Annotated in this window: 17 protein-coding genes and 2 pseudogenes; 8 read left to right on the top strand and 11 right to left on the bottom strand. The window is 61.1% G+C overall.

Annotation, left to right across the window (positions count from 1 at the left end):
• Nucleotides 1–15: 15 nt before the first annotated feature.
• Nucleotides 16–1,002: a DMT family transporter gene (locus J3P79_RS11235; RefSeq protein WP_434610476.1), complete on the top strand. Its 987-nt coding sequence runs from the start codon at nucleotides 16–18 to the stop codon at nucleotides 1,000–1,002.
• On the opposite strand, the gene J3P79_RS11230 is transcribed toward J3P79_RS11235, so the two are convergent.
• The 4 genes and pseudogenes from J3P79_RS11230 to J3P79_RS11215 form a co-directional block, all read right to left on the bottom strand.
• Entirely contained in the window at nucleotides 962–1,462 is a 501-nt protein-coding gene (locus J3P79_RS11230; protein WP_434610474.1) for a GNAT family N-acetyltransferase, read from the bottom strand. The two genes, J3P79_RS11235 and J3P79_RS11230, sit on opposite strands and share 41 nt — an antisense overlap.
• A gap of 200 nt (nucleotides 1,463–1,662) precedes the next feature.
• The gene (locus J3P79_RS11225; RefSeq protein WP_434610472.1) at nucleotides 1,663–3,717 is read right to left on the bottom strand and encodes a 2Fe-2S iron-sulfur cluster-binding protein; all 2,055 of its coding nucleotides are present in this window, start codon (nucleotides 3,715–3,717) and stop codon (nucleotides 1,663–1,665) included.
• A gap of 229 nt (nucleotides 3,718–3,946) precedes the next feature.
• A pseudogene (locus tag J3P79_RS11220) lies at nucleotides 3,947–4,423 on the bottom strand (methyl-accepting chemotaxis protein); the annotation flags it as partial.
• Nucleotides 4,424–4,582: 159 nt separating this feature from the next.
• Nucleotides 4,583–5,212, bottom strand: a pseudogene (locus J3P79_RS11215) (PAS domain-containing protein); the annotation flags it as partial.
• Nucleotides 5,213–5,597: 385 nt separating this feature from the next.
• Here J3P79_RS11215 and yghU point away from each other — a divergent pair.
• Nucleotides 5,598–6,437: a glutathione-dependent disulfide-bond oxidoreductase gene (gene yghU, locus J3P79_RS11210; RefSeq protein ID WP_434610471.1), complete on the top strand. Its 840-nt coding sequence runs from the start codon at nucleotides 5,598–5,600 to the stop codon at nucleotides 6,435–6,437.
• A 170-nt stretch (nucleotides 6,438–6,607) separates the two neighbouring features.
• Here the strand turns inward: yghU and J3P79_RS11205 are convergent, their stop codons facing one another.
• On the bottom strand, nucleotides 6,608–7,300 hold the full coding sequence (locus tag J3P79_RS11205) for a B3/B4 domain-containing protein (RefSeq protein ID WP_434610469.1): 693 nt from the start codon (nucleotides 7,298–7,300) through the stop codon (nucleotides 6,608–6,610).
• Nucleotides 7,301–7,456: 156 nt separating this feature from the next.
• Here J3P79_RS11205 and J3P79_RS11200 point away from each other — a divergent pair, with 156 nt between their 5' ends.
• On the top strand, nucleotides 7,457–8,062 hold the full coding sequence (locus J3P79_RS11200; RefSeq protein WP_434610467.1) for a helix-turn-helix domain-containing protein: 606 nt from the start codon (nucleotides 7,457–7,459) through the stop codon (nucleotides 8,060–8,062).
• Nucleotides 8,063–8,110: 48 nt separating this feature from the next.
• Here J3P79_RS11200 and J3P79_RS11195 read toward each other — a convergent pair whose 3' ends face one another.
• Both J3P79_RS11195 and J3P79_RS11190 read right to left on the bottom strand, forming a co-directional pair.
• The gene (locus J3P79_RS11195) at nucleotides 8,111–9,037 is read right to left on the bottom strand and encodes a Gfo/Idh/MocA family protein (protein WP_434610465.1); all 927 of its coding nucleotides are present in this window, start codon (nucleotides 9,035–9,037) and stop codon (nucleotides 8,111–8,113) included.
• 91 nt (nucleotides 9,038–9,128) lie between these two features.
• Nucleotides 9,129–9,914: a DeoR/GlpR family DNA-binding transcription regulator gene (locus J3P79_RS11190; RefSeq protein ID WP_434610462.1), complete on the bottom strand. Its 786-nt coding sequence runs from the start codon at nucleotides 9,912–9,914 to the stop codon at nucleotides 9,129–9,131.
• 198 nt (nucleotides 9,915–10,112) lie between these two features.
• Between J3P79_RS11190 and J3P79_RS11185 the strand changes: the two genes are divergently transcribed.
• Nucleotides 10,113–10,616 carry a GNAT family N-acetyltransferase gene (locus J3P79_RS11185; RefSeq protein WP_434610460.1) on the top strand — a complete coding sequence of 168 codons (504 nt, stop codon included), beginning with the start codon at nucleotides 10,113–10,115 and terminating at the stop codon, nucleotides 10,614–10,616.
• Here J3P79_RS11185 and J3P79_RS11180 read toward each other — a convergent pair.
• Nucleotides 10,608–11,531, bottom strand: a complete 924-nt coding sequence (locus J3P79_RS11180) for a transcriptional regulator GcvA (protein ID WP_434610458.1) — start codon at nucleotides 11,529–11,531, stop codon at nucleotides 10,608–10,610. The genes J3P79_RS11185 and J3P79_RS11180 overlap by 9 nt on opposite strands.
• 114 nt (nucleotides 11,532–11,645) lie before the next feature.
• Between J3P79_RS11180 and gstA the strand changes: the two genes are divergently transcribed.
• Nucleotides 11,646–12,257, top strand: a complete 612-nt coding sequence (gene gstA / locus J3P79_RS11175) for a glutathione transferase GstA (protein WP_434610456.1) — start codon at nucleotides 11,646–11,648, stop codon at nucleotides 12,255–12,257.
• On the opposite strand, the gene J3P79_RS11170 is transcribed toward gstA, so the two are convergent.
• Complete coding sequence (locus J3P79_RS11170) at nucleotides 12,258–12,635, bottom strand: hypothetical protein (RefSeq protein WP_434610454.1); 378 nt, start codon at nucleotides 12,633–12,635, stop codon at nucleotides 12,258–12,260.
• 169 nt (nucleotides 12,636–12,804) lie between these two features.
• Nucleotides 12,805–13,146, bottom strand: a complete 342-nt coding sequence (locus J3P79_RS11165) for a hypothetical protein (protein WP_434610453.1) — start codon at nucleotides 13,144–13,146, stop codon at nucleotides 12,805–12,807.
• Between the two features lie 143 nt (nucleotides 13,147–13,289).
• On the opposite strand from J3P79_RS11165, the gene J3P79_RS11160 reads away from it, so the two are divergent.
• Together J3P79_RS11160 and J3P79_RS11155 are read left to right on the top strand one after the other, a co-directional pair.
• Nucleotides 13,290–13,529, top strand: coding sequence for a hypothetical protein (locus J3P79_RS11160; RefSeq protein WP_434610451.1), 240 nt, complete (start codon nucleotides 13,290–13,292; stop codon nucleotides 13,527–13,529).
• Between the two features lie 151 nt (nucleotides 13,530–13,680).
• Nucleotides 13,681–15,078 carry a hypothetical protein gene (locus J3P79_RS11155; protein WP_434610450.1) on the top strand — a complete coding sequence of 466 codons (1,398 nt, stop codon included), beginning with the start codon at nucleotides 13,681–13,683 and terminating at the stop codon, nucleotides 15,076–15,078.
• A gap of 36 nt (nucleotides 15,079–15,114) precedes the next feature.
• Here the strand turns inward: J3P79_RS11155 and J3P79_RS11150 are convergent, their stop codons facing one another.
• Nucleotides 15,115–16,293: a XylR family transcriptional regulator gene (locus J3P79_RS11150; RefSeq protein ID WP_434610447.1), complete on the bottom strand. Its 1,179-nt coding sequence runs from the start codon at nucleotides 16,291–16,293 to the stop codon at nucleotides 15,115–15,117.
• Between the two features lie 154 nt (nucleotides 16,294–16,447).
• Between J3P79_RS11150 and xylA the strand changes: the two genes are divergently transcribed.
• Complete coding sequence (gene xylA / locus J3P79_RS11145; RefSeq protein ID WP_434610444.1) at nucleotides 16,448–17,764, top strand: xylose isomerase; 1,317 nt, start codon at nucleotides 16,448–16,450, stop codon at nucleotides 17,762–17,764.
• The last annotated feature ends 28 nt before the right edge of the window (nucleotides 17,765–17,792 follow it).

Genomic DNA, 17,792 nt, shown 5'->3' with positions numbered 1-17,792 from the left:
TCGTAGCCTGTGCCCATGAACCCGACCAAATCGATTACTTGCGCATCCTCGCCCAGCGGCTGTCGGCTGGTTCCATTGCCCTTGCTCGAAGCGGCACTGCTGGTGGCCTGGAGCTCGGGCTTCGTCGGCGCGCGATTTTCCCTTGATTACGCGCCGCCATTGCTGGTGGTGTTCTGGCGCTGCGTCCTGGTCACCCTTCTGCTGTTTCCCTTTGTCGCAAAAGAGCTGCGGCGAATCTCGCCGATGACTTTGGTGAAAAATGCCGGCATCGGCCTGCTGGCGATGGCGGGTTACCTGGCAGGCATCACCCAGGGCATCGCCCTCGGCGTGCCGGCAGGCCTGGCAGCTTTGTTCGCCGACCTGTTGCCGATGGGCCTGGCACTGTTGGCCGCCGGTTTGCTGGGACAACGCATGGCGCCGCGAGTCTGGGCAGGTTTGCTCATTGGCTTGGCAGGCGTTGCCCTCGGCACCCATGGTGCGTTGGCCTGGGGTAACGCGCCCTTGTGGGTCTACGGGCTGCCACTGCTTGGCATGCTGTCGCTCGCTGCCGCGACGCTGTGGCAAAAGCACCTGCCCGCTTCGCAATCGATGGGCCTGTTGCCCAACCTCTGGTTGCAGTGCTGCGTCTCGGGCGTGGCCTTCGCCTTGATCGAGGGCTCGCAGCGCAGCTTGGCACCGATTCCCAGCACAGGTTTCGCATTGAGTGTGTTGTGGACTGCAGGGTTGTCGACGGTGGGCGGATATGGACTCTATTGGTTGTGCCTGCGCCGCGCATCAGCCACGCGTGTCGCCAGTGTCCTGTACCTGAGCCCGCCCATAACGATGGTATGGGCCTGGGCAATGTTCGATGAGCCGTTGTCGTGGCAAATGGCGTTGGGGATGGCGGTGTCTGCCGTCGGTATCTGGATGGTGGTACGCGATGAGGCTCGTCAGGCACGAAGTCAATCGAATCCGTGCGCAACTAACCGAAGTAGGAAAACACAGCGTATTGAAAATCGTTGAACTGAAAGTCAGCGACCTTCTCCATGTTCATTTTTTCGTGTGCACGAATTGAAGCGGCATTATCCGAGCGGATGAACAGCACGCCTTCGCGCCCGGGTTCGAGCGCCCTCAGCTTGTCAAACATTCGCTGGGCCAAACCCTTGCCGCGCTCTTGCGCGCCTACGCAAATCGGACCATAGACATACGCGTCGGGGGTCCCTTGATAAGCGTCGAACATCGCTTTCACAATAGGAAGATCGGCATTCATTTCGCGGGAGGTTGCCATTAGAAAACCGGTAACGCGGTCACCATGACGTGCAACGATAATAGGCATGTCCGCCAGCATCATCTTCAACCGGGCCCGCGGCAAACTGGCGGAAAGCGAACCGCCCCGATCCATCTGGTTCTCGGCCTGAAGGGCCAGGATGCCGTCCAGATCTTTTTTCCTGGCTTTTTTTACAACGGTTTCGTAGTGAGTCATCTGAGGTTTCCCTGCAACTATGAAAACGACTACTTCTACCGCGTCTGAAAGAGACTAGTTCATCTGACGGGGTTGGGAATTGTTTCGGTAAATGTTGATGGCGGGGCGTGGACGCTTCAGCGAAAACTCATCAAAACTGCTTTGGGCTGGGCATCGTGGGGTGGGTGAGACGCAATCTAACCCGCCCGCACCGCCGAGTGTCAGGCTTCGAGTACCAAAGGCTCGCTGCCCTGGGCCGGAACCGCGCAACAGATCAGCACTTCGCCGTCAGCCACGGGCTCGGCCGGCTGGGTCAGGTAATGCACCTGGCCTTGGGTCATGCGGGTCTTGCAGGTGCCGCAGGAACCACCGCGGCAACTGAATTCCGGGTTCAGGCCGCGGGCTTCGGCCAGCTCGAGCAGCGTCCCGCTGTCCGGCTCCCAGCGGGCCTCCTTGGCCGAGCTGGAGAACAGCACTTTCACCGCTTCAGTCGCCGCCGGCACCTGTTCGGCCGCCGGTACGCGGACCTCGATATCGCGCACCAGCGTGGACGGGCCGAAGGTTTCGGCGTGAATGCGGTCATCCGGGATGCGCAGCATGCGCAGGCCGTCGTACAGCGCCTGGGTAAAGGTGCCCGGACCGCACAAGTAGTAATCGTAGTCGTCGAGTGGCAACAGTTGCTTGAGCAGCGCCACATCGATCCGGCCCGCCACGTCATAGCCCTGCCCGGCCTTGCCGTCGGTGGGCGGTTGGCTGACCAGGCGCAGCACGTTCACTTTGTCTCCGGCACGCGCCACCAGCTCGTCGATTTCTTCGCGAAAGGCCAGGTCGGCCACGTGGCGGGCGCTTTGCAGCAGCCAGACCGGACGCATGCGGCTGATGCGTTTCCCTTGATAGACCACCTCGCGCAGCATCGACAGCAACGGCGTGATGCCGACGCCCGCCGCCAGCAACACCAGTGGCCGGCGCTCGGCGGGATTCACCGTGAAGTGCCCTTGGGGCGCCCGGGCCTCGATATCGTGGCTCGCCTGGATCTGCTCATGCAGGTGCGAAGACACCACACCGTCGCGCTTGACGCTGATGCGCAGGAAATCATCCGATGGCGCGCTGGACACGCTGTAGGTCCGGATCGACGGCACGTCTTGGCCCTCCAACCGCACCCGCACGGGCAGATGCTGTCCGGCCTCGTACCGGGGCAAACCGGCACCGTCAGTGGCTTGCAGGTAGAACGAACGAATATTGTGGCTTTCATCCACCACCCGGGTGACCTGCAGCGCACGCCAATGGGTGCGCAACGCCTCGGCCTGCAACCGCTCGGCGGTCTGCTCCCAACTGCCGGTCATCAAGGAGTTGGGCGAGTCACCCGCCTCCTGATCTTTCCACCGCAGTGGTATTGCCGCCGGGCGGTGGACAATCCGATGCGGGGTAAAACGCAGCAACCGTTCGGCACCCTGGAACGCGGCAATCTGCGGGTCGTCCAGCAGCACCTGGGCCGAACCGCTCATCTGCAGCAAGTCACCGGTTTGAAAATCGACGAATACCAACCCGGCACGAGGGTTCAGCAGGATATTGCCCAGGGTGTTGAAAAACAGGTTTCCGGAGAAATCCGGGATGGTCAGCGTACCGTCCTCGTCCATGCGCACGAAACCGGGCTTGCCGCCACGATGGGAGGCATCGACCTGGCGCTCGCCGTCGCGCACCACGTAGGTGGCGACATAGAACGAATCGGCCGCCGTGACCATGTGACGAACCAGCGGATCCGCCACCGCCAGTTCCCGGGACACGGCTGGCTGCTCATCGACAAAGCTGTACTGGCGCAGGTTGATGTAGCGCGGGCAGTTGCCATAGGCCTGGCTCACCGAAATCTCCAGGCCCTGGTCGAGCTGGCGGCGCACCACACCGTTCATGCGATTACGCCGACGGGTGTGCAACTCGATACCCAGCATGCCGATGGCGTCGCCCTCGCCCAGTCCTTCCTCGGCCGGGTCCTCGGGCTGCGGATCGAAATGGATATGCAGCGTTTCAGGATCCGGCGAATTCATGAAACCGGGCTGGCCGGTGCGCAGGGTCGCCCAGGCGTCGCCCTGGCTATCGACCGCCCCCAGCACCACGAACGGCAGTTGTGCGTAGAACTCGCGGTGCTGGTCCGGCATCCAGGTGCGCGCCAGTTGCCGCTGACCGACACCGGCCATCATCTCCACTGCCCCGACGGAGCGCTGCAAGGTCAACTCACCTTCATGCCAGGGCGAAGGTTGTGCTTTCGTGGCTTCGTTCATCAGCTACTCCTCGCGCCCCCGGCTTGGCAACGGGGTCAGTGCGCTGTGGTCAGGGAGGGTCCATCACACCTTTGGCGAACGGTGTATGAGGTGGAGCCATCTTCTGCCCAAAGCGGCGGCGCAGGAATACGCATGGATTGAAATCCACTGTTTCATAAAATGGAATGGCCTGCTGCGAGCCGCGGCCCTGTTTGACGCTTGGCCCAGACGCAGCAGCCAGCCAGTCTCCTCAGCCGACCCAGCCAATCGCCGTTTTAGGAATCACTTCCGACTCGTCGAGCTTGGACGCGAACATGCTCACTGCCTCCAATGCATCGGTGGTCCCTGCCCTGATCTGCACGATCACCGATCCCGCCTGGTCCGCGAGGGTCACGCCACGCAGCGCGCCCTCGTGCGTCACGCTCATGCTGGCCACCGCATCGCGGGTTTCGGAGAGGATCATGCCGATCATCTCGGCGATTTCCGAGGTCGAGCGACTGGTGCGCCCGGCCAGTTGCCGGACTTCGTCAGCCACGACCGCAAAGCCCCTGCCCTGGTCACCGGCTCGCGCGGCCTCGATGGCGGCATTGAGCGCCAACAGGTTGGTCTGGTCGGCGATGCCGCGAATGGTGTTGACGATGGCGGTGATCTCTTCCGAACGCGCGCCCAGTTGCCCGACCAGTCGGGCGGAGGCGCCGATGTTCTCGGCGATCTGGCGCATCTCCTTGGCGGTCTGCTGGATCACTTGCGCACCCTGTTCGGCGACGCGCTCGGTCTCGGAGGAAATGTGGTAGGCACGGGACGCGCCGCGTGAATCCTCCTCGAATTTTTCCACCCGTTCGGAGATGTCACTGGCGAACTTGACGATCTTGCTCAGTTTGCCGTCCGCGTCATAGACCGGGTTGTAGCTGGCCTCCAGCCAGACCACCTTGCCGTGTTTGCCCAGGCGTTTGAACTGGCCGCTGAAGAACTCGCCGGCATTGAGACGCCGCCAGAAATCGCTGTATTCCGAACTGTTGATCAGGCTCGCTTCGCAAAAGAGTCGGTGATGCTTGCCTTTGATCTCCGCCAGCGAGTAATTCATCGTGTGCAGGAAGTTGTCATTAGCGGTAAGGATATTGCCGCCCAGGTCAAATTCGATCACCGCCATGGCCCGATCCAGTGCGGCCAAGCGACCGCGTATCTCCGCATCGCTGGCCACCCGGGCGGTGACATCGAGGGCGTATTTCACCACTTTCGAAACCTTGCCCTGCTCATCCAGGACCGGGTTGTAGCTGGCCTCCAACCAGACATTGCGGCCATCGCCACTGATTCGCTGGAACGTCCCGGAAACGAATTGACCGGCTCGCAGCCGGTCCCAGAACTCCCGGTATTGGGCACTGCCGGCCAGCGCCGGGGTACAGAAATTGCGATGGGACAACCCCGCCAACTGATCTTCGCGGTAGCCCATCGTGTTCAAGAAGTTTGCGTTGGCGCGAAGCACCTTGCCGTCGGGGCTGAACTCGATCACGGCCATCGACCGTTCCAGCGCTCCGACCAGTCCCTTGTAGGTTTCCAAGTCGGCCGTCCTGGCCGTCAGTTCATTTTTTAAAGTTTTATTAAACATGACGTACCCTCGACGAACGCAAGAGAATCAACCGGACCTCAAATGGCTATCGGCGAATAACTGGGCGGCTGTAACGAATCGAGGGAATTATCTTTTGACGTCAAGGAAGCCTATATCGGCTTGTTTGAGAGGCTATCGCCGAAGGAAATAGAAGTACCACGACAAAATGTCGGCCGCCCTTGTCTGCCTGACAGAGCGCCCATAGATTAGAGTCCATGTCTCGACGCGAGCCATGGCGCAAAATGCGCTATGGCTTCGTCCCAGGATCAGTGCATTCAAACGATAAGGTACGTTCATGAGCCAAGCGTCTTACGTTCCGCCCAAGGTCTGGAAAAACGAAGCCCCCTCGGGTGGCCATTTCGCCAGCATCAACCGCCCTGTAGCCGGGCCAACCCATGAAAAAGACTTGCCGATCGGCGAGCATCCCCTGCAGCTCTATTCGCTGGCGACGCCCAACGGCGTGAAAGTCACGATCATGCTCGAAGAGCTGCTGGCCCTCGGGCACGCCGGCGCGGAATACGACGCCTGGCTGATTCGCATCGGCGAAGGCGACCAGTTCTCCAGCGGCTTTGTCGAGGTCAATCCGAACTCCAAGATTCCGGCCCTGCTGGACCGCAGCGTCGAGCCGCCGATCCGTGTGTTCGAGTCCGGTTCGATCCTGCTGTACCTGGCGGAAAAATTCGGCGCCTTGCTGCCCAGCGATCCAGCCGGCCGTACTGAAACCCTGAACTGGCTGTTCTGGCAGATGGGCTCGGCGCCTTACCTGGGCGGCGGCTTCGGCCATTTCTATGCCTACGCGCCGGAAAAACTGGAATACCCCATCAACCGCTTCACCATGGAAGCCAAGCGCCAACTGGATGTACTGGACCGTCGCCTGGCTGAACACCGATACCTGGCGGGCGAGCAGTACACCATCGCCGACATCGCAGTCTGGCCCTGGTACGGCCAACTGGTGCGCAACAACGTGTATTCGGCGGCCGAGTTCCTTTCCGCTCATGAATACACCCACGTGCAGCGCTGGGCCGAGGAAATCGCCAATCGGCCTGCGGTCAAGCGAGGGCAACGTGTCAACCGGACCTGGGGCGATGAGGCGAGCCAGGTGCCGGAGCGGCATCGGGCGGAGGATCTGGGCTAGTCGACGCGACGCGCCACAAACCTGTGGCGAGGGAGCTTGCTCCCGCTCGGCTGCGTAGCAGTCGTAACCCGGCCAGCGCGGTCTTCCCGGACTACCGCGTTGGCTGGGTTGGGTCTGCTGCGCAGACCAGCGGGAGCGAGCTCCCTCGCCACAACAGCTCTACCAGCAGCTCAGCTACCAGGCCCTACCAGCACACTTTCAATCTGCACACCCGGCATCATCGACTGCAACCCCTCGATCAACCTGTCACCCGCCTCGGTCAGCGCTTCGAGCGGCATTGCCGGCAGGCTTTCGAGGATGAACCACATGTGCCTGGCTTCCGCATCCAGCCGCGTCCTGACGCCCTGTCGCCAGTTCCAGCGCCGGCACGTCACGCCCTGGTCGTCGCGCCAGACCACTTCGCCAGCGTCCGGAAATTCATGGGCGGGTGCGCCTTCCTTCATGGTGTCGAACGGTTCACAGCCCTCGGCGACAACGAGTCGCGGCGAGCCAACGTACGCCTCGATATTTTCGCCGCCGACCGGGATCGCATACTCGATGCTAATGGCGTTGTAGAGATCCACGACCGGATCCAGGCTCGGCAAGCCGCCGTCACGCAGCACCCGCTTGCGTAACGCTTCGGCCGAGCACGGCGTGCGTTGCGGCTTGGCGCCGAACAGTCGAAACGTGTCTGCCCACTGCTGCAAATGGGCGTCTCCCCAGGCAGGCCCACCCGCCAGCACCGACTGGCAGGCTCGATCCAGGGCCATGCGGGCGACGTCCGGGTTGGTCAGCGGCGCCGCTTGCACCACGATGCTCAGCGCCCTGAACCCGGGCGCCAGCTCGGCAACGGCTTGGTCGATCAACGGCTGTACTGACAGCATCAAGGTTCTCCAGCGATCCAAAGGATTTCATGCTAGTCATCGCCAACCGCCAAAGTCAATATATCGACTTTTATGGTCGATAGAAACCCGACGAACATTGACGACACCGCCGGCGACCGTCGAGAATCGCCGCACTCTCTTTCTCATGATTCTTTGATGATGACCTTGAATATCAATATATCGACCACGCCTGGCGCCGATGCCCACGCGGTGAGCCTGGCCGTTGCGCGCACGCTCAAGCAGGCGCGCAAGGCTCAGAAAATCACCCTGGACGAGCTGTCCCGGCGCTCGGGCGTAAGCAAGGGAATGGTGGTCGAGATCGAGAAATGCACGGCCAACCCGAGCATCGGCATCTTGTGCAAGATTGCCGCGGCGCTGGGCCTTTCCGTGGCCGACATCGTTAATGTGGCGGAGCCCCCTTCGGCCCACATTATCGACAGCCGGGACATACCCACACTGTGGACCGGAGAATTGGGAGGCACAGCGCGCCTGCTCGCCGGGACGAGCGGCCCGAACATGATCGAACTGTGGCGCTGGGAGATGTTCCCGGGCGAATCGTTTTCTTCAGCCGGACATCCCCAAGGCACCCTTGAGTTGTTCCATGTGGAGAAAGGCACGCTCAAATGCGTGGTGGGAGAAACGGAGCTGGTGATCCCCGCCGGGAGCTCGGCGGTGGCGAGGACAGATGTCCCGCACGTTTATTCCAACACGGGCAGGTCGAAGCTGATCTTCACCATGTCGGTTGCCGAATTGCATCAGTAGGAATGCCATGTGCCCGTCGTCGCCAAGACCACGGGCACGCTCGCGCTATCAATCGTAAAACGGCTCGACCAAGATACGGCTACCGACGAAAAAGCTGTCCGCCACCAGGCGCAGCGGTTGCAGGTCCATGTCGCAGGCCTTGTCATTGATCAGTTGCTGGAAGTGCCGGTACACCGCCGCGTACTCGCCCTCCTCCGACACGGCCTGGCGCACACCGTCGATGCTCAGCTGCGCACCGCCATTGTCGAGCCGCAGGACGCCTTCGGTGCAACGAATCTCGATGCTCCAGAGCTCATCATGACCATGATCGAAATCGAAATCCGCGCGGATATCGAGATGGCCTGAGTCCGACATCTTGATGCTGGCGGCAATCGGCGACTGGCAGTTATCGGGAACGCGCAGTTCAGCCGACTCGACAAACAATGACAGCGGCAACAAGTGAGTGGCGATCGACAAGGCGTTGATGCCCGGATCAAACACGCCCAGGCCACCGGGTTGCCAGATCCACGCCTGGCCCGGGTGCCACTTGCGTACGTCTTCCTTCCAGTCGATCTGGACGCTTTGCAGCGTGCGGCTGGCGAGCCAGTCGCGGGCGGCCCCGATGCCGGGCGCGTAACGCGAATGCCAGGCGAACAGGCCGCTTACACCGGCCGCGTGCGCCTGGTCCACCAGCGCCATTGCCTCGCCCAACGTTGCGCACGGCGGTTTCTCCACCAGGACGTGTTTGCCGGCCTCCAGCGCCTGCCGCACCAGCCCGAATCGGCCTTGCGGCGGCGTGCAAAACGCGATCGCATCGACGCGTGGACCTTTGTCAAGAAGCTCCTCCAGGGACCGGAAGTTCTCCACTGCGGCGCAGGGCTGTCCTTGGGTCGCGACCGCCACCAGCTCGAAAGCAGGGTTGGCGCGGATAGCGGGAACGTGTTGATCCTGGGCAATCTTGCCGTAGCCCACCAGACCGAGACGGATCGGTTGCATCGATGACTCCTGACTTTTGTACTTGTGATGGGCCAGCAAACTAGACGTAAAACGCTTGGCGGACAATGGGCTTGTCGCCCATTGCTGCGTCTCACGTCTTGGCGGGGGCCCTCATGACCTTGGCGATTCGCGCCAGGAAAGGATCGAGTCGCTCGCGCGGCGCGTCGTGCTCGACCACCAGCGCGGTGACTTCTTCACAAGACGCCACCTGGTAATGCGCAACGCTGGACAGCTTCTGATTGGTCACCGCTACGACCACCTGACCGCTGGCCGCGACCGCCGCGCGTTTGAATTCGGCGTCATCCAGGCCAAACGCCGTAACGCCGTTGTCCGGGTCGATAGCGCAGGCACCGACAAAGCACAAATCGAAATTGAATTGGCGCAGTTGCTGGACAGCCGCCAACCCGATCGCACCGCCCGCAACAGGATTCAGGCGTCCACCCAGCAGAATGACCTCGGCGCTGGGCAGCTTCATCAGTTCCACCGCGATCAACGGCGAGTTGGTGGTGAGGGTCAAGCGCAGGCCTGGATCGATGGCGCGGGCGATAGCCAGGTTGGTCGACCCGGCATCGAGGAAGACGTGCTGGCCCGCGCTGAGCAGCGAAGCCGCGGCGCGGGCAAGATTGTCCTTGCGGGCCGAGTCCTGATGGATTCGGACGTCTATCGGCGCTTCGGCCGCTGGCAAGCGAATCGCACCGCCATAGACGCGCTTGCATAAACCGGCCGCAGCCAAAGCGCCCAGGTCGCGACGTATCGAGTGTTCGGAGACGTTGAATTCACTCGCCAGATCAGCCGCGATGACCCGGCCATACAGGGCTAGCCGCTCGCTGATCAATCGTTGGCGTTCGCCGGGGAATACTTCGTGGGGGGTACTCATGGGATTCATAACCTGCACAAACGAGCACAAATAGACACAACCGAGCGCAATATGCCGCGGCGCCCGCGGATCGTCAAATCTCGCTTCTGACCGGACTGGATTGGCCCGCTGTGTTAAAACTGGCGCCGCGGTATTCGCTCGGCACCTCCGCCCCGGACCGGCGTTTGTGATACCTCAAGCAAAACCAGGAAGTGAAGAGTGGACAAGGACAACCTAAAGATTCGCACCCTGCAAGATACTGACGTCGAGGCATTACTGGCCTTTGAAGTGGCAAACCGCGACTGGTTCGAATGCCACATCGATGCGCGCGACTCGGCGTTCTATTCGACCCAAGGCGTCAGCGATCACATCGCCCACTGTCTGTCCGGCCTTGCCGCCGGGACCTGGCACCCCTTCATTATCGAAGACGCTAGCGGAACGATCATCGGGCGAGCGAACCTGAAGGACATCGACACCCGTGAACGCTCGGCGCAAGTTGGCTATCGCATCGCCCAGCAAGCTTGTGGCCAGGGTCTGGCGACCCTGGCAGTGAGGCACCTGATCCAGCAGGCCCAGATGCGCTGGGGACTCGGACAGTTGCTGGCCAATGTCTATGCAGAGAACATCGGCTCGGTGAAAGTGCTGCGACGCTGTGGTTTCGTGATGGCGCGCGCTGGAGAAGACGAGGCCGGGCGTGACGACTGGTACAGACTGTCAATCTAGCTGGGGGAGAGTCGCTCGGTTCGATCCACTGATCGAATCGATCAACCAGGCCCTGAACGCCTCGACCTTTTTCGAGTGGGCTGCTTCGACGGGTGTCACCAGATAGAAGCCGAGATCGGACTTCAACCTCAGGGCAAACGGCGCGACCAGTCGTCCCGCCTTCAGATCGTCGTCGACGTACGTCGAGCGGCCGATGCAAACGCCCAAGCCGTCGATGGCCGCCTGCACGGCCATCATCGCCAGGTCGAAGGTCAACCGTGAGCCTTCCGCCAGGGCGCTCGGTTGGCCGGCGGCCCCCAACCAGAGGCTCCAATCGTCCCGCGTCATGCCACTGACCTGCAACAAGGTGTGATGGGTCAGATCGCCGGGCGCCTTCAGCGCATTGGGCCCCACCAACAGCTTCGGACTGCACACTGGAAAAACCTCATCGGACATCAGCCAGTCGGCGCGCAAGCCCTTCCAATCTCCGGTGCCGTAACGGATGGCCGCGTCGATTCCAACCTTGCGAAAATCCACCATGTCGGTGGAAGCCGAGACACGTACATCGATGTTGGGATAGGCCTCCTGGAACGAGGCCAATCTAGGCAGCAGCCATTTTGACGCGAAGGACACCAGGGTACTCACCGTCAGCGCACTGTCATGGACAGAATCCAACAAGGTTTCGGTGCAATGACGCAACTCATGGAATGCCGAACGAACGCCTGGAAAATAGGCGCGACCTTCATCGGTTAATGCGAGGCCGTCCTTGAGCCGCAGGAACAGGCGCACGCCCAGTTCGTCCTCCAGCCGCCGGATCTGATGACTGATCGCTGTCTGGGTGACATTCAACTCGAGGGCAGCCTGGGTGAAGCTCATGTGGCGCGCGGCTGATTCGAACGCCTTCAGGCCGTTGAGTGAGGGGATTTTTACGGCCATGGAGGTCAACGTTGCTCATGAGATTTTGTCATACGCTAGCACTCGAAATGTCCTTTGAAAATCTTCCGGTTGGCGCCGATCCTCAGCGGCACTCAACGCCATCAGGAAAATCCCATGAAATTGTATTTCGCACCCATGACCTGTTCATTGTCCCCGCACATCGTGCTGCGGGAGCTGGACATTGCCTTCGAGCTGATCCGCGTCGACAACAAGACCAAGCGAACCGTCGGCGGGCAGGACTTTCTTGCCATCAATCCCAAGGGCTACGTCGCGGCGCTGATGCTGGATAACGGTGAAGTGCTGACCGAAGGTCCCGCCATCGTCCAGTACCTGGCCGATCAGGTTCCGGGCAATCACTTGGCACCGGCCAATGGCACCTGGGAGCGGGTTCGGTTGCAGGAATGGCTGAACTTCATCAGCTCGGAAATCCATGGCGGCTGTGCCCCGCTGTTCAACGCCGAGATCCCGGAAACGACCAAGGCCATCTTCAAGCAGAAGCTGTTCAAGCGGCTTGATTACCTGGCCGGCGCTCTCGAACAACACAGCTATTTGCAGGGGGATTTCGGCCTTGCCGACGCGTATTTGTTCACGGTGCTCAAATGGCTGCCGTTTTTCGCCATCGACATCGAGCATTGGCCGGCGCTGGCGTTGTATATGGCTCGGATCGAGACGCGCCCCAGCGTCAGGGCTGCGATCGAAGCCGAGGCGAACGCCGGCCAAGGCTGATCATTGGGCCACGAAAGGATAATGCTCGATACGACAAGGATGTTCGTTGCCGTCGCCTTTGCAGATGCCGTCCAGGTAGCGGTATTTGATCCGGATCGCCTGGCCTTTTACAGGCCATTTGCGGCGGGCAAGCGTGGCCTGGTAGTCAGCGGTTTCCGGGATGAAATTGATCACGGCGCCCTCTTTCGGACATTCCACGTCGGGCGAGGCCGGGCGGGTTTTCAGAACCTGGGCCCGGAGGCCAGGGTACGGCTGCTTCACCACCTCAGTGACCTGCAATTGCATGTCGCAAATCTGCCAGGTCGCCGCGTGCACCGGGGCGCATAGGGCGGCGAACGTCAGAATGAAGGGCATGGAGTGCGCAGGAAACAGGTTCATCTCAGTCCTTTTTGTCGATGGTGGCTTTGCATGGGCCATCCTCTCACACCAAGGTAAACAAGACTCTACCGACAAAAAAATGCCCCGCGACCGAATACGGTGCGGGGCAAAGGGAATTGGTTGGTTGCGGCCAACCAAAGGAGCACGGAGAAAAGCGTTTACGGGCCGGTCAGATGCATTCCTGGGCGGCGCGTTCAAAATTCGAAGGCAGGAGATTGGATGCCAGCAAATGGCGGTCATAGATGAACACTTTCCCTCCATCGCCGGCCTTGTAGGCTTCCAGCACGTTGTCCGCGGCGATCTTGCTCGGAACAACGATGCGGTAGCTGCGCTGGGTCTGCGAGACCATCGGGCTCAGCGCACTGCCTTGCAACTTCGGTACGACGCATTCAGCGTATTCGGCCGGTGTCTTGCTGGTCTGCAAGGTCAGGGTCGGATCGTTCGGCGCCGAGGCACATCCCGCCAGCAACAACGGCGACAAGGCAACGGCAAGGAAAAATAAAGGGCGCATGTTTCAAGTCCTGCAGTGTTGGGCTGCGTTTCGATGGGGCTGATTCTCCAATGATCGCCAGCAAAGCAGAACTTGCATTTCGTAATGGTCACTATTACTGATGGCAATAGTTGCGAGCCTTGAAAAACGGATGAGGCATTTTGATGAGAACATTTGATCTTATTCGCGGTGCAGTATTGCCCGACTTCCGGGAGCGGGTGGCTGAGTATCTGGCCCAGTACGAAAGCGTGCTGTTGGACAACGAGCTCAACCCACAACTCAAGCGGGACACGGCCAACCAACTGCGCGGTTATCTGCGCGGCTTGAATACCACGCGAGTGTTGGGCATGGCGGACTGGGAGGAGCTGGATCGGCGGATCATGAACACATGGCTGTCAGGCTGAATGGCCTGGCCTCAGGTGGAGGGAATCCGTCATTGGCCAATCGCCAGCAAACCACTTAATCTGCGCTCCCCCTAAAAAGCGCTCGGCCAGGATGCCTCTGACGGACCGCCACCGACGCAGCTGACTGACTTCACACTGATCAAGGACGTTCATGCTTTATCTATCCAAGTTATCGACCGCCGCTCTGTTGACCGCCCTCTGCGCCTCGGCCCTCGTGGGCTGTGCGTCTCGATCCGATAAAACAGCCGAGCACAACAAACGCGTCGCTGCCGAACGCGACGCGCAGAATCAAGCCATGACGGTCCGTGTACTGGCCCAGCCCCTCGCGTTGGATAACACGTTACGAATAGGCCCCACCGCATTGCTATTGGTCAACGTACCCGCCGAAGGCACCCAACCAGCCACCCAGGCACGACTCCTTACCAATTGCGAGACACTGAAATTAGCCATGGACTATCGCCAGGCTGAAGGCTGGTACGAGCCTTTCGTGCTGCCGGCAGACCCGAGGCAATCAGCACGAACCACGGCTCAGCAAATGTGCCAGGCGGTCCAGGACGGCGGCTGGAGGCAGCTTCCTGGCAACGATGAGGACGTCCTGATGGTGGACTCAGGCAGCCTCGACCTGGACAACACTCGACGTTGGATATGGGCAGGCATCGATTTCGGTCGCCTGCGCCTGGAGGCCAACAAGGCCTACGACCGCCAATATGAGCGCGTCGAAATCGATTGCGCCACTCACCAGGCCAACACCCGCCAGGTCTATCGCCTGAACAGCACCCAAGGCTTGCTGCCGCCGCTGCAGCGGCTCGACAGCGCCTTGGACCCAGAGCAACGAAACCGCTTGACGGGCGCCGTTTGCGCCGAACCCACCAAGCTGGCAAAACTCGACCCGGTTGCTTCCCAGCGCAAGAAACTGCCGCCGGACATCCCTACGCCAGAAGTACCGGCAGCGTTGCTGGCCCAGGTCAGCGCATTGCCCCAGGGCCGCCCGACCGGCACCCTCAGCCATCTACAGCTGACGTACGACGCGACGTCGCCCCTCGTGCCTCGCGCCTTGGTGAAAAACGCCCCAATGGATCTTTACTTGCAGCCAGGCCCAGCTCGAGGCATTTGGCGCGAGCAAGCCATGGGCGCCTTGGGCCGCGAAAAGGTCATTGTTCGCTGGCGCGGCCTGATCGAGCTGGCCTCGACGAGCGGCCCTGAGCCAACGGGTTCGGCCGAACGAAGGAGCCGCCTCCTGAGCATCGGCCTGGAGGGGGATTGGCAAAACCTCAAGCCAGGTAGCGCCATCGGCTACAGCAAGAGCTTTGTGAGCAGTGAGGGCAAGCCTTTCGAGCAGACCTTTGAATGTTCTGTCGGTGAATCCTTTCCCGCCGCGCAGAAAGTTGCCTCATTGCAAGGGTCGGCGCTCAACGTGAACTGCAACGCGGACAATGGACTCAAAACCAGCAGTTCGTACCTCTACCTGGAGGCTTATGACCTGTTCGTGGAAACCGCCGATCGCTCCATGCTGCTTGTCCAAGAGAAGACCCTCAAAGCGGCGGATTGATGCCTCACACGAACGTCTCGATACAATGCTGTTCGCTCATCCATTTGTGCTCTGTTGGTACTCCCGAGGCGTACAGCCGAACTCCCGACGAAACACCGTGTGCAGGTACTGCGCCGACTTGAAGCCGCAACTGCGGGCGATGTCGGCAATCGCCGAGTCAGTGTTTTCCAAACCATTGGCCGCCGCAGCCAATTTGAAGCGCAAGATCTCATCGTGAACGCTGCAACCGCGCTCCTTGCGAAAATGCGCCTCCAGGGATGAACGCGACACGCCCACATACGCCGCCACCTGGGCTGTCTTGATGCCCTGGCAGGCGTATTGGCGGATGAACAACAGCGCCTGCATGACGTAAGGATTGCCCAACGGCTGGTGCAAGCTCGACGCCTGCACGTTGATCGCCTCCGGCGGGACCAGCACCTGCGTACCCGTGGACGGCATACCGTGCAGCATCTGGTGGAGGAGCCGCGCGGCGGTCCGGCCCATGGTTTCGGTGCCCTGCACCACTGAGCTCAGCGGAACCCGCGTCAGGCTGCGGGTCAGCGGGTCGTTATCAATGCCGATCAACGCCACCTCCTCCGGCACAGCGATGCCCGCGGTCAGGCAGGCTTGCAGAAGTTGCCGGGCCCGCGCGTCGCTGACGGCGATGATGCCGATGGGTTTGGGCAGGCTTTGCAGCCAGGCGATCTGCTGCTCGACTGCACTGTCCCAGAGCGGCGCGCTGGTGCCCATGCCGCGATAGACCTCGGCTTGCAGGCCATCGCGCTGCATCAACCGGCGAAAGGCTTTCTCCCGTTCCTGGGCCCAGCGATTGGCTTGGGATTCGGGCAGGCTGAAACAGGCGAACCGCGTCAATCCAGCTTCGATCAAATGGTCGTAGGCCAGCTTGATCAGCCCATGGTTATCGGTGGCGACATAAGGGATGCCCTTGGGATAGGCGCGCTCATCCTGGTACGAGCCGCCCACCGCCACCACCGGCATCTTGATACCGGCCAGCGCCTCGCCGATCAGCGGGTCGTCGAAGTCAGCAATGATCCCATCGCCCTGCCAGCGCTCGATCCCTTTCAATCGGCAGAGAAAGTCTTCCTCGAGGAACAAATCCCAGGACGCGCGGGTGCTGCTCAGGTAGTTGCCGATGCCGCTGATGATGCCGCGGTCGTAGATCTTGCTGCCGTTGAACAACAGGGCGATGCGGTGGACGGGCGGGACGATTTTCATGGTGTGGACCCTGGGCCGATGGACAGAGACTAGGCCCGCTGGCGGTGAATCTCAATACTCAAAATCGAACCACCTATTGGTGATTTTCATAATCAGCAGCCCCAAGGCCGGCGTTAGTATCGGGACACCGCCAAGAATAAAAAGGAATCCGTCCATGCCGTACTTTCCCGAAGTCCAGCCCATTCGCTTCGAGGGCCCAGGCAGCAACTCGCCGCTCGCCTTCCGACACTACGACGCCAACAAGTTGATCCTCGGCAAGCCCATGCGCGAACACCTGCGCATGGCCGTCTGCTACTGGCACACCTTCGTCTGGCCGGGGTCCGATGTGTTTGGCGCCGGCACGTTCAAGCGCCCGTGGCAGCATGCCGGCGATCCGATGGAAGTGGCGATCGGCAAGGCCGAGGCAGCGTTCGAGTTTTTCTCCAAACTGGGCATCGACTACTACTGCTTCCACGACACCGATGTCGCGCCGGAAGGCCAATCTCTGAAGGAGTACCGCAACCATTTCGCGCAGATGGTCGATCACCTTGAGCGCCACCAGGAAGAGACCGGGGTCAAATTGCTCTGGGGCACCGCCAACTGCTTCAGCAACCCGCGTTTCGCCGCCGGCGCCGCCAGCAACCCAGACCCGCAAGTCTTCGCCTGCGCCGCCGCCCAAGTGTTCAGTGCCATGAACGCCACCCAGCGTCTCAAGGGCTCGAACTATGTACTGTGGGGCGGTCGCGAAGGCTATGAAACCCTGCTCAATACCGACCTCAAACGGGAGCGGGAACAGCTGGGCCGCTTCATGCGCATGGTGGTCGAGCATAAGTACAAGATCGGCTTCAAGGGCGACCTGCTGATCGAGCCCAAGCCTCAGGAGCCGACCAAGCACCAGTACGATTACGACAGCGCAACGGTGTTCGGTTTCCTCCAGCAGTTCGGCCTGGAAAAAGAGATCAAGGTCAACATCGAGGCCAACCACGCAACCCTGGCCGGGCACAGTTTCCACCATGAAATCGCCACGGCGGTCTCCCTGGGGATCTTCGGCAGCATCGACGCCAACCGCGGCGATCCGCAGAACGGCTGGGACACCGACCAGTTCCCCAACAGCGTCGAGGAAATGACCCTGGCCACTTATGAAATCCTCAAGGCCGGGGGCTTTGGCAACGGCGGCTTCAACTTCGATTCCAAGGTGCGTCGCCAGAGCGTGGACGAGGTCGATCTGTTCCACGGTCATGTCGCGGCCATGGACGTGCTCGCCCTGTCCCTGGAGCGCGCCGCCGCCATGGTGCAAGACGATCAGCTGCAGCAATTCAAGGACCAGCGCTACGCCGGCTGGCAGCAGCCGTTCGGCAAGGCGCTGCTTGCTGGTGACTACAGCCTCGAATCCCTGGCCGAACACGCGTTCACCAACGACCTGAATCCGCAGGCGGTCAGCGGACGCCAGGAGATGCTCGAAAACGTCGTCAATCGGTTCATCTACGCCTGACAGCGGACGACTTTGCGGGCGCGGAATG

This window comes from Pseudomonas sp. R1-7 (assembly GCF_051132105.1).
Lineage (GTDB): Bacteria > Pseudomonadota > Gammaproteobacteria > Pseudomonadales > Pseudomonadaceae > Aquipseudomonas.
This window is presented reverse-complemented; position numbering and strand designations above follow the sequence as displayed.